This is a genomic window from Micromonospora krabiensis, assembly GCF_900091425.1.
Classification (GTDB): Bacteria; Actinomycetota; Actinomycetes; order Mycobacteriales; family Micromonosporaceae; genus Micromonospora; species Micromonospora krabiensis.
In genome coordinates this window covers 3,799,312-3,813,980 of sequence record NZ_LT598496.1, presented here as the reverse complement: position 1 = coordinate 3,813,980, position 14,669 = coordinate 3,799,312, and the positions used below count along the sequence as shown (strand labels likewise).

The following is a 14,669-nucleotide window of genomic DNA, read 5'->3' as shown; positions in this document are numbered from 1 at the left end:
GACCTCACGTTAACCCGCCAGTAACAAGGCGCGGAAGCCGCGAGCCCGGCGGGAAATGTCACGCCACGCCGAGCCGCCCGACGCGTGCCGTGGCGACGGTCAGTGTCGGGAGGCGACGGCCGCCGCGGCGGCGACGGCGGGCAGCAGCGCGTGGGCCCACACCCGGTAGCCGTCGGCGGAGGGATGGAAGCCGTCATGGCAGAGGGTGCCCGCGTCGGCGCGGAACACCGGACCGGTCTCGGTGCCCAGGTCGACCACGGAACCGCCGGCGTCCAGGACGGCGGTCGTCTGGGCGCGGGCGACGCGCCGCCCCGACCACGCGACGAGCTGGCGCAGCGGCGGGGCGATCGCGCGGACGGCCCCCAGGTCCGGGCAGGTGCCCACGACGACCTCGACCCGCGCCTCGCGCAGCCGGTGCACGGCCGCGCCGAGGTAGGCCGCCGCGTCGGCCGCGCGGCGCATCCCGGTGGCGTCGTTGGCGCCGATCAGGATCAGCGCGACGTCAGGGCGGTCACCCAGCAGGGCCCGGGCCACCTGGGTGGCGAGGTCCGTCGAGCGGGAGCCGGACACCCCGACGCTGGACAGGTGCACGAGCCGCCCGGTGGGGCCCTCCGAGAGCAGGCCGGCCAGCTGACCGCCGATCGTGTCCTCCAGGCGGTCGACCCCGACGCCGAGGGCGGACGAGTCGCCGAGCAGGACCAGCCGCAGCGGCGGCGCGCCCGTCCGACCGACGGTGGCCCGCAGGGCCAGACCCAGCTCCGGCTGGGCGTAGCGCCGGTGCCGGGCGACGAACGCCTCACCGGCGAGGACCGCGGCACCACCGACCGTGCCGGCGATCAGCGAGAGTGCCGCCGCCCGACCGAGCCGGCCGGCGAGCCTCGTGGCGATGTCCTGCTCGCTCATGCCAGTCCCTCCACTGTGGGTGAGTCGGTCGCGGTGCCGGACTGCGGCACGCTGCCGACGCCGAAGAACGCCCGCCGGCGCAACTGCGCCCACCGGCCGGCCGGGCCGTGGTCACGACCGCGGACCTGGGCGCCGCTGACCTCCGTGCCGGCGTGCCGGGCCGCCTCCTGCGCGGCCTCCGGCAGCGACCGTACGCCCTGACCCGGTGCGGCCGCTGCCCGCCGTTCCTGACCGGTGCCGAGCGCGGACAGCACCGTGGGCAGCATCGCGGCGGCCGCGACCGCGTAGCCCTCGGCCGAGGGGTGGAACCGGTCCCAGGCGAACATGCGGGTCGGCTCGGCCGCGAACCGCGGACCGAGCAGGTCGCCGAGGGACACCGTCCAGCCGCCGGCCTCGACCACGCCCAACGTCTGCGCGGCGGCGAGCTGCCGGCTCCAGCGCCGGGCCAGCCACCGCAGCGGCGGTTGGATTGGCCGGATCGCCCCGAGGTCGGGGCAGGTGCCGACGACGACCTCGCAGCCGGCGGCGCGCAGCGCGCGGACCGCGTCGACCAGGTAGCGCACGGCCAGTGCCGGCGGGGTGCGGTTGGTGACGTCGTTGCCACCGATGAGGATCACCGCGATGTCCGGCCGGCACTCCAGCGCCGCCTCGACCTGGTGCCGGAGGACCGCGGAGATCGCGCCGACGACGGCGAAGCGGTGCAGGCGCACCGGCCGCTGCGTCCGGCGGGACAGCCCCGTGGCGAGCAGCGCGCCCGGTGTCTCCCGGCGGCGGTGCACCCCGTAACCGGCGGCCGACGAGTCGCCGAGCACGACCATGGTGAGGGGCTCACCGGTGAACTTCGCGCCGTAGACGCCGTCGCAGCGGGGCGGCGGGGCCTCGGCCATGGGGATCGTGCGGCGGGCCTGGCGGGCCTGGCCGAGCAGCACACCGGCGGTCGCCACGTAGGCCGCCGCGCTGGCGCCCGCGCCGATCGCTGCCAGGCGGGCGACCCGCCGGGCGCGCTGCCAACGCGGACCAAACGGTACGACGGAATCGGCCACCCCCATACCGCCACGGTATCGCGCCGGCCCGACACGCCGCTGTCGTCGTACCGGCTGAGACTGCCTGGCGCGGGGCTCCGATGGGTACCACTGTTCCGACGGTCCCGACCGCCCGGAGGGGCTTGCGCCGGGACGTCACGCTGTCCCCCGGAGAGGAGCGCGACATGGGGAAGACCTTGAAGCGGAGTGCCGCCTTCGCGGCTCTGGCGCGGGCCCTGGCCAGCGGGGCGCGCGGCGGGCCGTCGCTGGGCGCCCGACTTGCGGCGTTGCCCCGGATGATCCGGGCGACCGCCCGTGGCGAGTACGACGGCGGCCTCCGGCTGGCGCTGATGACCGCGGCGACGGCGTACATCGTCTCGCCGGTCGACCTGCTCCCGGAGATCCCGTTGGCGATCTTCGGCCTGGCCGACGACGCGGTCATGGTCACCTGGCTGGCCGGCAGCGTGCTGGCCGAGACGGAGCGCTACCTGGAGTGGGAGGCGCGTCGAGACTCCGTCATCCCCGGGCGTGTGGTGCCCTGACGGCACGTACCCTGGGCTGGAATCCCCGAACCGTCTGCCCGGCCGCCCGTCGCCGGCGCCCAGGAGAAGGACACAACGAGGTGCAGTACTACGACAACGTCGTCGACCTGATCGGCAACACCCCCCTGGTGCGGCTGCGCAACGTCACGGCCGGCATCCAGGCCACCGTGCTGGCGAAGGTGGAATACCTGAACCCCGGTGGTTCGGTGAAGGACCGGATCGCCCTGCGGATGGTGGAGGACGCCGAGAAGGCCGGCATCCTGAAGCCGGGTGGCACCATCGTCGAGCCGACCAGCGGCAACACCGGCGTCGGGCTGGCCCTGGTGGCCCAGCTCAAGGGCTACAAGTGCGTGTTCGTCTGCCCGGACAAGGTCAGCCAGGACAAGCAGGACGTGCTGCGGGCGTACGGGGCCGAGGTGGTGGTCTGCCCCACGGCGGTCGCCCCGGAGGACCCGCGCTCCTACTACAACGTCTCCGACCGGCTGGCCCGGGAGATCTCCGGCGCCTGGAAGCCCAACCAGTACAGCCACCCGGCCAACCCGCGCTCCCACTACGAGACCACCGGCCCGGAGCTGTGGAAGCAGACCGAGGGTGAGATCACCCACTTCGTGGCGGGCGTGGGCACCGGCGGCACCATCTCCGGGATCGGCCGCTACCTGAAGGAGGCCTCCGACGGGCGGGTGCGGGTGATCGGCGCCGACCCGGAGGGCTCGGTCTACTCCGGCGGCACCGGGCGGCCCTACCTGGTCGAGGGCGTCGGCGAGGACTTCTGGCCGGAGACGTACGACCGGGGCATCGCCGACGAGATCGTGGAGGTCTCCGACAAGGCGTCGTTCGAGATGACCCGGCGGCTGGCCCGCGAGGAGGGGCTGCTCGTCGGCGGCTCCTGCGGCATGGCCGTGGTGGCCGCGCTGGAGGTGGCCCGCAAGGCCGGGCCGGACGACGTGGTGGTCGTGCTGCTGCCGGACGGCGGCCGGGGCTACCTCTCCAAGATCTTCAACGACCAGTGGATGGCCCGGTACGGCTTCCTCGACAACTCCGGCACCGAGCCCACGGTGGCCGACGCGCTGGCCAGCAAGCCGGGCGGGCTGCCCGAGCTGGTGCACGTGCACCCGACGGAGACGGTCCGCGACGCGATCGACTACATGCGCGAGTACGGCGTCTCCCAGCTGCCCGTGCTCAAGGCCGAGCCGCCGGTGGTCACCGGCGAGGTGGCCGGGTCGATCGCGGAGCGGGACCTGCTGGACGCGCTCTTCACCGGTCAGGCGCACCTGCACGACACCATCGAGCGGCACATGGGTGCCCCGCTGCCGATGATCGGCGGCGGGCAGCCGGTGAGCGAGGCGGTCGGCCTGTTGGAGAAGTCCGACGCCGCGCTGGTGCTGGTCGACGGCAAGCCCAAGGGTGTGCTCACCCGGCAGGACCTGCTGGCCCACCTCGGCGCCCACTGACCGACGAACGACCGGGCCCCGGCGGACGCGACCGCGTTCGGTCGGGGCCCGTCGCCGTTCCGGCCGGGCCGGCCGGTGCCGCGGCCGGTGCGGCACCGCGGCTCAGCGCGTCAGCTCGGTCGGCACGGCCACCACGTCGACGAAGGCGCCCTTGCGCAGCACGGTCACCGGCAGCCGGGTGCCGATCGCCGAGCCGAGCATGAGCCGTTGCAGGCCCTGACCGTCGCCGATCGGGTGACCGCCCGCGGAGAGGATCACGTCGCCGAGGTAGATCCCGGCCAGTCCGGCCGGGCTGCCCGGGACGACCTCGACCACGCGCAGCCCCCGTCGCTGACCGGTCCGCGCGGTCACCTCCGGCGGCAGCGGCACCGGGGCGCCGGCCACACCCAGCCACGCCCGACGGACCCGCCCGTCGGCGGTGAGGTCGGCGATGATCTGCCGGGTGGTGGCGTTGATCGGCACGGCCAGCCCCAGCCCGTACCCGGCCACGGCGGTGTTCACCCCGATCACCCGGCCGGTCGAGTCGGCCAGCGCCCCGCCCGAGTTGCCCGGGTTCAGCGCCGCGTCGGTCTGGATGACGTCCTCGATGAGCCGCGTCACCCGGCCGTCTCGGGCCGGCAGCGAGCGGCCCAGGCCGGAGACCACGCCGGCCGTCACCGAGCCGGCCAGCCCCATCGGGTTGCCCACGGCGACGACGAGCTGCCCGATCCGTAGCGCGTCGGCGTCGCCCAGCTCGACCGGCGGCACGGTGGTCTCGTCCACCCGCAGCACGGCGAGGTCCGACAGCGGGTCGGCGCCCACCACCCGGAACCGGGTCTCCGTGCCGTCGGCGAAGGTGGCCGTGCCGTCCCGCGCGCCCTGCACGACGTGGGCGCTGGTCAGGAGGAGGCCGTCGGTGCCCACGGTGACCGCGGAACCGGCGCCGGCCCCCCGCGCGGTCCGCACCGACAGGGCGGCCACGCTGGGCAGCACCCGGGCCGCCACGGTCGTGACCACCTGGGAGTACGCGTCCAGCGCGGCGGCCTCGGCCCGCTGCGGCGCGGTGTGCTCGGTGTCCATGCAGCCAGCAACGCCGCCGGATCGACGGCCATGCCCGGATCCGCTCAGAGCGAAACGCCCTACAGCGGTCGGGTGTAGCGCAGCTGGACGGTGAGCGCCGACCCGATGCGGTCCTCCCGCCGCACCCCGGCCGTCGACCAGCCGCCCCGCTCGTAGAAGCGCCGCGCGTGGTCGTTCTCGGCGAGCACCCAGAGGGCCGCCCGCTGCCAGCCCCGCTCCCGCATCGTCGCCAGCGCGTCGACCATCAGCTCCCGGCCGACGCCGCGCCCCTGCTCCGCCGGGTCGAGGTGGATGGCGTGCAGCAGGCCGGTCGACGGGTCACCCTCGTCGTCCGGGCCGACGTAGCTGAACCCGACCAGCCGGGCGTCGCGTTCGGCGACGGTCATCAGGTGGTCGTCCCGCTCCCAGCCCCACCGGTCGACCCAGTACTCGCCCATCGCCTCCGGCGTCGGGCTCGCCAGCGCCTCCGCCCCCAGGAACGACGAGTAGGCGGCGACGCGCGAGCGCTGGTGCAGCGCCCCGATCGACCGAAGGTCGTCGGCGGTGGCCCGGCGCAGTGAGACGGTCATCCCGGCGAGGCTACCCGGCGGGGCGGCACCTGGACGGTCGTGAGGTCCTCGGCGATCACCAGCTCCCCGTCGAAGTGCGCGCGGGCCTCGTCGTGGAACCGGCGCGGATCGGCGTACCGCTGGGAGAAGTGGGTGAGCACGAGCCGGCGTACGCCCGACTCGCTCGCCACCCGCGCGGCCTGCGCGGCGGTGAGGTGGCCGACCTCGGCGGCGAGCGCCGCCTCGGACTCCAGGAAGGTCGACTCGATGACGAGCAGGTCGGCGTGCTCGGCCAGGGCGTACACCGCGTCGCAGAGGCCGGTGTCCATCACGAAGGCGAACCGCTGCCCCGGCCGCGGGACGCTCACCTCGTCGCGGGTCACCCGGCGCCCGTCGACGTCCAGGTGGCCGGCGTGGATCAGCTCCCCGACGGCCGGGCCGGCGATGCCGTACGCGGCCAGCCGCTCCGGCAGCATCCGGCAGCCGTCCGGCTCGACCAGCCGGTAGCCGTACGTCTCGATGGGGTGCCGCAGCCGGCGGGCCTCCAGCGTGCCGCAGCCCAGCGCGATCCGCTGCCCGTCCGCCTCGATCGGCTCGACGCGCAGCTCGGCGGTCTCGTGGAAGCTGGTCGCGTGCCGCAGCCGGGCGAAGTACTCGGCGCCGCCGGCGGGAAAGTGCACCGTCACCGGGTGCGGCACGCGGTCCAGCGAGAGCCGCTGGATGGTGCCCGGCAGGCCGAGGCAGTGGTCGCCGTGGAAGTGGGTGACGCAGATCCGGGTCAGGTCGGTCGCCGTCACGGTGGTGTGCAGCAGCTGCCGTTGGCTGCCCTCACCCGGGTCGAAGAGGATCACCTCGTCGTCCCAGCGCAGCACGTACCCGTTGTGGTTGCGCTGCCGGGTCGGCGCCTGGCTGGCCGTCCCGAGCACCACCAGCTCGCGCATCGACACGACGGCTCCTCCGCTGCATATGAAGCGACCCCCGGGGTGTCCGCGCTCGCGCGCGGGCCGGCTGGACTTTGGCCGGCACCCCGGGGGTCGGGTGGCTGTCGTGGTTTCGCCGCACCGCTGCCACACGGTCTCGACGATGGTGCCTGTGCCCGCCTCGCGGCGGACGTGAATCACTGTCGAGGACAGCGGCTAGCGGACAGCCACCTCACGAGTCCGATTGCTATACAAGTCTGGACCACCTCCTTTCCCGTGTACCGCCACGCTATCGAGTCGCCGCGCGGCCCGGCAACGGATTTCGATCACATCGCGGACGGGAATGCGCGTCGCCCGCGGCGCGGGCCGCGGGCGACGGACGGTGGTGCGGGCGGGCTCAGCCGTCCCGCCGGGCGGCTCAGCCGGCGGTGCGGGCCACGCCCACCGGGCAGCTCAGCCCGTTCGGGCCGTGGTTGCAGTAGCCGTTGGGGTTCTTCGTGGGCGCCAGATACTGCTGGTGGTAGTCCTCGGCAAGGTAGTAGCTGCCGAGCCGGTCGATCTCCGTGGTGATCTCGCCCTTGCCGGCGCGGGCCACGATCGGCGCGAACGCGTCGCGGGAGGCGGTCGCGGTGGCCAGCTGCTCGTCGGTCGTGGCGTAGATCGCCGACCGGTACTGGGTGCCCACGTCGTTGCCCTGGCGCATGCCCTGGGTCGGGTCGTGGTTCTCCCAGAAGACCTTCAGCAGGTCCTCGTACGTGATCTTGGTGGGGTCGTAGACCACCTGGACGGCCTCGGCGTGCCCGGTCCTCCCCGAGCAGACCTCCTCGTACGTCGGGTTCGGCGTGTAGCCGCCCGCGTAACCGGCGGAGGTGGTGATCACCCCGGGGAGGGTCCAGAACAGCCGCTCAGCGCCCCAGAAACAGCCCATGCCGAAGACGGCGACCTGGCTGCCCTCCGGAAACGGGCCCTTCAGGGGGGTGCCCAGCACCTCGTGGCGGTCGGCGACCGGCATCGCGATCAGGCGGCCCGGCAGGGCCTGGTCGGGAGCGATCATCTCGGCCTTCATGCGGCGAAGGAACACGGTGGGACTCCTCTCGTGGCTTCCAGGCTGTGCAACACCGCCGGGTCACCCATCCTTACCCGCCCCACGCCCACCCAGGCGGGCCGCGTCAGAGCGCTTCCGCCACCCGGGTCGCGTACCCCGCCGCCTCGGCGTCGTCGGCGTAGCGGGTGCGGGGCCAGAAGAAGCCGCGCAGGCCGTCGCCCTTCGTCCGGGGCACGACATGGGTGTGCAGGTGCGGGACGGACTGGGACACCTTGTTGTTCATCGCCACGAACGTCCCACCAGCCCCCAGACCGGATTCCACGGCCACCGCGAGCCGCCGCACCAGCCCGAAGTACCCGGCGAGCGAGCCCGTCGGCAGGTCGGCGAGGGTCACCAGATGGGTACGCGGCACGACCAGGACGTGGCCCTTGAAGACCGGCCGGGTGTCCAGGAACGCCACCCCGTCCGGCTCGTCCGCGACTCGGAACGCGGGCACCTCACCCGCGACGATCCCGCAGAACACACACCCGGCCATCCGCCCAGGGTAGTGGCGGCCCGACCACGGCCGCGTGGCCGGTCCTGTCGCCGGCGTGACCCGCCCTCCGGGTTCCCCGCATCGGGGCGGGGTGGCGGACTAACGTCTCGGGAATGAACCACGGCTTCGAGACGCTCGCCATCCACGCCGGTCAGGACCCCGAGGCCCGCACCGGCGCGGTGATCACACCTATCTACCAGACCAGCACGTACGCGCAGGACGCCGTCGGGGCCCCGCGGCTCGGCTACGAGTACAGCCGATCCGGCAATCCGACCCGCGACGCGCTCCAGGAGTGCCTGGCCGCGCTGGAGGGCGGGCCGGTCGGTCTGGCCTTCGCCAGCGGCCTCGCCGCCGAGGACACGCTGCTGCGGACGGTCTGCAAGCCCGGCGACCACGTGGTGATCCCCGACGACGCCTACGGCGGCACCTACCGCCTGTTCGCCCGCGTGGTGGAGCGGTGGGGCCTCGACTTCACCCCGGCCAAGGTCTCCGACCCGGCCGCGATCCGGGCCGCCATCGTCCCCGGCCGCACGAAGATCGTCTGGGTGGAGACGCCGACCAACCCGCTGCTCGGCATCGCCGACATCGCCGCGCTGGCCGCCGTCGCGCACGACGCGGGTGCCCTGCTCGTGGTCGACAACACCTTCGCGTCGCCGTACCTGCAGCAGCCGATCGCGCACGGCGCCGACGTGGTGGTGCACTCGACGACGAAGTACATCGGCGGTCACTCCGACGTGGTCGGTGGCGCGCTGGTCGCCGCGGACGCCGGGCTCGGCGAGGAGTTGCGCTACCACCAGAACGCGATGGGCGCGATCAACGGGCCGTTCGACGCCTGGCTCACCCTGCGCGGCGTCAAGACCCTCGGCGTACGCATGGACCGGCACTGCGACAACGCCGAGCGGCTGGCCGCGTACCTGGACGGGCACGCGAAGGTCGCCGAGGTGATCTACCCGGGCCTGCCCACGCACCCGGGGCACGAGGTGGCGGCCAAGCAGATGCGCCGCTTCGGCGGGATGATCTCGTTCCGGGCCGCCGGTGGCGAGGAGCACGCCGTCGAGATCTGCAACCGGGCGAAGCTCTTCGTACTCGCCGAGTCGCTCGGTGGCGTCGAATCCCTCATCGAGCACCCGGGGCGCATGACACACGCAAGTGCTGCCGGCTCGCCGCTTGAAGTACCCGGCGATCTCGTGCGACTGTCTGTCGGCATCGAGACGGTCGACGACCTGCTCGCCGATCTGGAGCAGGCGCTGGGCTGACCGCTGTCTGGGGGAGGGTGGCCGTGCAGGACATCATGCCGACCTGGGTCGGGGCGACCGCCAAACAGATCGCCCGCGGCGTACGGCGGGGGGACGTCTCCGCCACCCAGGTCGTCGCGGACCACCTCGACCACATCGCCCGGGCCGACGCCGACCTCGCCGCGTTCCGCGCGGTCCGCGGCGGGGAGGCGATCACCGAGGCGGAGAAGGTCGACGAGCAGGAGGACCTGGCCAACCTTCCACTGGCCGGTGTGCCGGTGGCGGTGAAGGAGAACACTCCCGTCGCCGGCCTGCCCACCTGGAACGGGTCGGCCGCGGTGCGTACGCCGGTCGCCGAGGCCGACCACGAGGTGGTCCGACGGCTGCGCGGCGCCGGCGCGGTGATCCTCGGGGTGACCCGGATGCCGGAGCTCGGCCTCTGGGCGCTCACCGACGACGACACCGCCGTCACGCGCAACCCCTGGGACCTCCGGCGTACGCCGGGCGGCTCCTCCGGTGGCGCGGCGGCGGCGGTCGCCGCGGGCCTGGTGCCGATCGCGCACGGCAACGACGGCCTCGGCTCCATCCGGATCCCGGCGGCCTGCTGCGGTCTGGTCGGCCTCAAGCCGGGCCGGGGCGTCGTCCCCCGCCAGCTCGGCGCGGAGGACTGGTTCGGCCTCGTCGAGCACGGCATGCTCACCACGACGGTCGCCGACGCGGCGGTGGGCTTCTCGGTGCTCGCCGGGCGGCGCCCGGAGAAGCTGGTGCCGCCGCAGCGGCTGCGGGTGGGCGTCTCGCTCCGCTCGCCGGTGCGCGGCGTGTCCGCGGACGCGCCGAACCGGGACGCCGTGGCCACCGCCGGGCGACTGCTCGCCGCGGCCGGCCACGACACCGTGCCGGCCGACCCGGTCTACCCGACGAGGCTCGGCCTGCAGGGGATCGCCACCTGGTTCGCCGCGGCGGCCGCCGACGTCCAGGCCGGCGGCGTCGCCCGGCGCGACCTCCAGAAGCGCAGCCGCCGGCACGTCGCCCTGGGCGAGTGGGCGCAGCGACGCGGGTACGTGCGGGAGGCCGACCGGGCCGCCTGGCGGGAGCGGTCCGTCGGGTTCTTCACCGACCACTCGGTGGACCTGCTGCTCACCCCGGCGCTGGCCGGCGCGCCGCCGGAGGCGCTCGGCTGGTCCGGCCGGTCCTGGCGGGCCAACATGGCGGCCAACATCCGCTACGCCCCCTTCGCCGCGCCGTGGAACGTCGCCGGGCTCCCGTCGATCGTCGTGCCGGTGGGCCGGCGCCCGGACGGGCTGCCGGTGGCCGTGCAGTTGGTCGGGCCGCCCGGCTCGGAACTGCTGCTGCTCGGCGTCGCCGGTCAGTTCGAGATGGCCGCCCCGTGGGCGCGGCACGCCCCCGGCTACCCGCGGGTCGGAACGGGATCGCCAGCCGTCGCGTGATCGGGCCGGCGGTGGCGTCGCCGCCGGTCCCGCCACCGCCGGGTGGCACGATCGGGGCATGACGGAACTGGTCGGTCTCGCCGACGTACAGGCCGCGCGGGAACTGCTCGCCGGCGTCACCCGGACGACTCCGCTGGAGCCCTCCCGACCGCTGAGCGCGGTGCTGGGCGGACCGGCGTGGTTGAAGTGCGAGAACGTGCAGCGCGCGGGCTCGTACAAGGTGCGCGGCGCGTACGTGCGGATCTCCCGGCTGTCGGCGGAGGAGCGCGAGCGGGGCGTGGTGGCGGCGAGCGCCGGCAACCACGCCCAGGGGGTCGCGCTCGCCGCCGGTCTGGTCGGTACGCACGCCACGGTCTTCATGCCGGTGAACGCGCCGCTGCCGAAGGTGGCGGCCACCAAGGGGTACGGCGCGCAGGTCGAGTTGGTCGGCAACACGGTGGACGAGTCACTGGTCGCGGCGCAGACCTACGCGGAGCGGACCGGCGCGGTGTTCATCCACCCGTTCGACCACCGGGACGTGATCGCCGGCCAGGGCACCGTGGCGCTGGAGATCCTGGAGCAGTGCCCGGACGTGCGGACCATCATCACCGGCGTGGGCGGTGGTGGGCTGGTGTCCGGGATCGCGGTGGCGGCGAAGGCGCTGCGGCCGGACGTACGCGTCATCGGGGTGCAGGCGGCCAGCGCGGCGGCCTATCCTCCCTCGCTGCTCGCCGGGGAGCCGGTGCGCCTGCCGGCGTTCAGCACGATCGCCGACGGCATCGCGGTCGGCCGGCCCGGCGACATCACCTTCACCCACGTCAGCAAACTGGTGGACGACGTGGTGACGGTCAGCGAGGAGGACATCTCCCGGGCCCTGCTGATGCTGCTGGAACGCGGCAAGCAGGTGGTCGAGCCGGCCGGCGCGGTGGGTGTCGCCGCGCTGCTGGCCGGGGTGGTGGAGGTGGAGGCGCCGGTCGTCGCGGTGCTCTCCGGCGGCAACATCGACCCGCTGCTGATGCTGCGGGTGATCGAGCACGGGCTCGCGGCCGCCGGACGCTACCTGCGGTTCACCGTGCGCTGCTCGGACCGGCCGGGTCAGCTCGCCTCGCTGCTCGGCGAGATCGCCGAGCACCGGGCGAACGTCGTGGACGTGGAGCACCAGCGGGCCAACCCGCACCTGCACCTCGGCGAGGTGGAGGTGGCGCTGTCGGTGGAGACCCGCGGCGTCGAACACTCGGACACGCTGATCAGTGCCCTGCGGGCCAGCGGCTACCAGGTGGTCTTCGCGGGCGAGGCGTGACACCGGTCGGTGTCACGCCTCGCCACGGGTGGTGCGGTGGGCCGGGGTCGTCGCCCCGGCCGCCGGCTCAGCCGGAGAACGGCTCGAAACTGACCACGGTCACCTTGATGTCGGCGCCGCTGGGCGCCGTGTAGGTGCAGGTCTGCCCGGCCCGGCCGCCGAGGATGGCCTTGCCGAGGGCCGACTCGGGGCTGTAGACGGTCAGGTCGGTGGTGGACGCGATCTCCCGCGAGCCGAGCAGGAACGTCTCGGTGTCGCTCTGGTCGTCGTCGAAGTAGATCGTCACGACCATCCCCGGGGACACCGCGTCGGCGGTCGGCGCCTCGCCGACCTTGGCGGTGCGCAGCAGCTCCTGGAGGTAGCGGATGCGCCCCTCCGCCTTGCCCTGCTCCTCGCGGGCCGCGTGGTAGCCGCCGTTCTCCCGCAGGTCGCCCTCTTCGCGCCGAGCGTTGATCTCGGCGGCGATGACCGGACGGTTGGCGATGTGCTCGTCGAGCTCGGCCTTCAGTCGGTCGTACGCGTCCTGGGACAGCCAGGTGGCGGGCGCCTCGTTGCCAGTGGACACAGGCGTTCTCCTCGAATGTGCGTGGCTGACGACAGGTGAAGTTCCAAGTTACCAGTGTGGTACGACACGCAGGTGGCGTCGATCACCACCGTGCGGGGCGGTCGGCGACGGGCGGTTCAGCCCGTGGTTCAGCCGGGCGGTCGGCAGCGCAGGACCTCGCCGATGAAGGCGCGGCCGCTGGTGGCCAGCACGTGCTCGACGGTGAGGTGCCGCTCGCCGGGCGGCGCCGTGACGGTGACCTGTTCCCGGGCGACCTCGGCGCCGGACCGGTCGCGGGCGCGCAGGAGGCACACCGCGGAGCCGCCCTCGGGCACGGTCACCCGGAACTCGACCCGGACGCGGCTGTCGGTGATGTCCGTGTAGGTCACCACCTGGGCGTCGTAGTTCGGGTCGCCGTACTGCTGGTAGAGCCGGACCGCCATGACGGTCAGGACGGCCACCAGGACGGTCAGCGCCAGCACCGCCAGCACGACGGGACGGCGTCCGCCCGGCTCCCGGCGACGGCCGTACCGCCCGGGCGGGAAGACCGGTGCTTCCGGGGTGATTGTGGCGTGCGTCTCGCTCACCGGCGGGTATCTCCTGGCGTGGTTGTCGGTGGCATCGGCAAGAATGGCAGAGTCCATCCTCCCAGCCCGGCTCCGGGTCAAGCATGGCAGGTCGCCCGTCGGCGTCGACCGCCGTCGCCACACGGAGCCGCCGCGAGGGGAGGATTCCGGCAGGTCGGCCGGCCGGCCAGCGGGCCGATCCAGACGAGGAGTGCCGAAGTTGGCAGAACAGTTGCGTCTCATGGCCGTCCACGCCCACCCGGACGACGAGTCCAGCAAGGGCGCCGCGACCACGGCGAAATATGTCGCCGAAGGGGTGGACGTCCTGGTCGTGACGTGCACCGGTGGTGAGCGCGGCAGCGTGCTCAACCCCAAGCTCGACCAGCCCGAGGTCTGGGCGAACATCGCCGACATCCGCCGCGCCGAGATGGACGCCGCCCGGGCGATCCTCGGCATCGAGCAGGCCTGGCTCGGCTTCGTCGACTCCGGGCTGCCCGAGGGTGACCCGCTGCCGCCGCTGCCCGAGGGGTGCTTCGCCCTGCAGGACGTCGAGGTGGCCGCCGGCCCGCTGGTGCGGCTGATGCGCCAGTTCCGTCCGCACGTCGTGACGACCTACGACGAGGAGGGCGGCTACCCCCACCCCGACCACATCATGTGCCACAAGGTGAGCGTGGCGGCCTTCGAGGCCGCGGGTGACCCGCAGCGCTACCCGGAGCTGGGCGAGCCGTGGCAGCCGCTGAAGCTCTACTACGACATCGGCTTCTCCAAGGGCAAGATCATGGCGCTGCACGAGGCGATGCTCGCCGCCGGCCTGGAGTCGCCCTACCAGGAGTGGCTCACCCGCTGGGAGGACCGCCCCGACAAGGGCCCGCGGATCACCACCCGGGTCGAGTGCGCCGAATACTTCCCGGTCCGCGACGACGCGCTGCGCGCGCACGCCACGCAGGTCGACCCGGACGGCTTCTGGTTCCAGGTGCCGATGGACCTGCAGCAGCGTGCCTGGCCGACGGAGGACTACGAGTTGGCGCGCTCGATGGTGGACAGCCCGCTGCCCGAGTCCGACCTCTTCGCCGGTGTGCGCGAGACGGCGCATGCCCGCTGATCCGGCGCGGCGCTACGCTGGTCACCAGTCGCACACCGGAGGAACGCCATGCTGACCGCTGCACAGGTGCTCGCGGAGAACAACTTCGGGGACACCCGCACGGGTGGCCTGGCCGGGCCGATGGGCCTGTTCCTGATCCTGGTGCTGGGCACCGCCACCGTTCTGCTGATCCGCAACATGAACGCCCGGCTGCGCCGGCTGCCCGACCGGTTCCCCGCGCAGGGGCTGCCGGCGGAGGCCGGTCGGGCGGACGCCGGAGTCACCGATCCGACAGACGGGACCGGAGCGGTGGATTCATCCTCTGACTCTCCCAACGCGCGTCAGCAGCACCGGAACGGCTAGTCCGCGCATGAATCACGCCCAACCCGGTGGTCGCCCCCTGTTGCGACCACCGGGTTTGGCTTAGCCTTCCGCCGGGGGGACCAAAAGTCCCCGAGCCGTGCGCGGGAGGGGGCGCCGATGACCGTCAC

At 73.7% G+C, this 14,669-nt stretch carries 15 protein-coding genes and 1 pseudogene; 7 read left to right on the top strand and 9 right to left on the bottom strand.

Going from position 1 to position 14,669, the window contains the following annotated elements; translation table 11 throughout:
- Positions 1–99: 99 nt before the first annotated feature.
- Positions 100–903 carry an SGNH/GDSL hydrolase family protein gene (locus GA0070620_RS17400; protein WP_091592232.1) on the bottom strand — a complete coding sequence of 268 codons (804 nt, stop codon included), beginning with the start codon at positions 901–903 and terminating at the stop codon, positions 100–102.
- A pseudogene (locus GA0070620_RS17395) lies at positions 892–1,952 on the bottom strand (SGNH/GDSL hydrolase family protein); the annotation flags it as partial. The gene GA0070620_RS17400 and the pseudogene GA0070620_RS17395, both read right to left, overlap by 12 nt.
- A gap of 158 nt (positions 1,953–2,110) precedes the next feature.
- Between GA0070620_RS17395 and GA0070620_RS17390 the strand changes: the two are divergent.
- Positions 2,111–2,467: a YkvA family protein gene (locus GA0070620_RS17390; RefSeq protein ID WP_091592228.1), complete on the top strand. Its 357-nt coding sequence runs from the start codon at positions 2,111–2,113 to the stop codon at positions 2,465–2,467.
- Positions 2,468–2,547: 80 nt separating this feature from the next.
- Positions 2,548–3,918: a cystathionine beta-synthase gene (locus GA0070620_RS17385; protein WP_091592225.1), complete on the top strand. Its 1,371-nt coding sequence runs from the start codon at positions 2,548–2,550 to the stop codon at positions 3,916–3,918.
- A gap of 102 nt (positions 3,919–4,020) precedes the next feature.
- Here GA0070620_RS17385 and GA0070620_RS17380 read toward each other — a convergent pair whose 3' ends face one another.
- The 5 genes from GA0070620_RS17380 to GA0070620_RS17360 form a co-directional block, all read right to left on the bottom strand.
- Positions 4,021–4,977: a S1C family serine protease gene (locus GA0070620_RS17380; RefSeq protein WP_091592224.1), complete on the bottom strand. Its 957-nt coding sequence runs from the start codon at positions 4,975–4,977 to the stop codon at positions 4,021–4,023.
- A 59-nt stretch (positions 4,978–5,036) separates the two neighbouring features.
- Positions 5,037–5,546, bottom strand: a complete 510-nt coding sequence (locus GA0070620_RS17375; protein ID WP_091592222.1) for a GNAT family N-acetyltransferase — start codon at positions 5,544–5,546, stop codon at positions 5,037–5,039.
- Positions 5,543–6,472, bottom strand: coding sequence for a ribonuclease Z (locus GA0070620_RS17370; protein ID WP_091592220.1), 930 nt, complete (start codon positions 6,470–6,472; stop codon positions 5,543–5,545). Before GA0070620_RS17370 ends, GA0070620_RS17375 begins: the two co-directional genes overlap by 4 nt.
- A 391-nt stretch (positions 6,473–6,863) precedes the next feature.
- The gene (gene msrA, locus GA0070620_RS17365) at positions 6,864–7,526 is read right to left on the bottom strand and encodes a peptide-methionine (S)-S-oxide reductase MsrA (RefSeq protein WP_091592218.1); all 663 of its coding nucleotides are present in this window, start codon (positions 7,524–7,526) and stop codon (positions 6,864–6,866) included.
- An 88-nt stretch (positions 7,527–7,614) separates the two neighbouring features.
- Positions 7,615–8,025: an HIT family protein gene (locus tag GA0070620_RS17360; protein ID WP_091592216.1), complete on the bottom strand. Its 411-nt coding sequence runs from the start codon at positions 8,023–8,025 to the stop codon at positions 7,615–7,617.
- Between the two features lie 113 nt (positions 8,026–8,138).
- On the opposite strand from GA0070620_RS17360, the gene GA0070620_RS17355 reads away from it, so the two are divergent.
- The 3 genes from GA0070620_RS17355 to ilvA are packed head-to-tail and all read left to right on the top strand — an operon-like array spanning position 8,139 to position 11,987.
- Positions 8,139–9,281: a cystathionine gamma-synthase gene (locus GA0070620_RS17355; protein WP_091592214.1), complete on the top strand. Its 1,143-nt coding sequence runs from the start codon at positions 8,139–8,141 to the stop codon at positions 9,279–9,281.
- 17 nt (positions 9,282–9,298) lie between these two features.
- Positions 9,299–10,708, top strand: a complete 1,410-nt coding sequence (locus GA0070620_RS17350; protein ID WP_091592212.1) for an amidase — start codon at positions 9,299–9,301, stop codon at positions 10,706–10,708.
- A 58-nt stretch (positions 10,709–10,766) separates the two neighbouring features.
- Positions 10,767–11,987 carry a threonine ammonia-lyase gene (gene ilvA / locus GA0070620_RS17345; protein ID WP_091592209.1) on the top strand — a complete coding sequence of 407 codons (1,221 nt, stop codon included), beginning with the start codon at positions 10,767–10,769 and terminating at the stop codon, positions 11,985–11,987.
- Positions 11,988–12,054: 67 nt separating this feature from the next.
- Here ilvA and greA read toward each other — a convergent pair whose 3' ends face one another.
- Positions 12,055–12,552 (bottom strand): transcription elongation factor GreA, encoded by a 498-nt coding sequence (greA, locus tag GA0070620_RS17340; RefSeq protein ID WP_091592207.1) that lies wholly within the window; start codon positions 12,550–12,552, stop codon positions 12,055–12,057.
- 128 nt (positions 12,553–12,680) lie between these two features.
- Positions 12,681–13,118 (bottom strand): DUF4307 domain-containing protein, encoded by a 438-nt coding sequence (locus tag GA0070620_RS17335; protein WP_091592204.1) that lies wholly within the window; start codon positions 13,116–13,118, stop codon positions 12,681–12,683.
- Positions 13,119–13,317: 199 nt separating this feature from the next.
- Here GA0070620_RS17335 and mca point away from each other — a divergent pair, with 199 nt between their 5' ends.
- Entirely contained in the window at positions 13,318–14,199 is an 882-nt protein-coding gene (gene mca / locus GA0070620_RS17330; RefSeq protein ID WP_091598896.1) for a mycothiol conjugate amidase Mca, read from the top strand.
- 48 nt (positions 14,200–14,247) lie between these two features.
- Positions 14,248–14,541: a hypothetical protein gene (locus GA0070620_RS17325; protein ID WP_091592202.1), complete on the top strand. Its 294-nt coding sequence runs from the start codon at positions 14,248–14,250 to the stop codon at positions 14,539–14,541.
- The last annotated feature ends 128 nt before the right edge of the window (positions 14,542–14,669 follow it).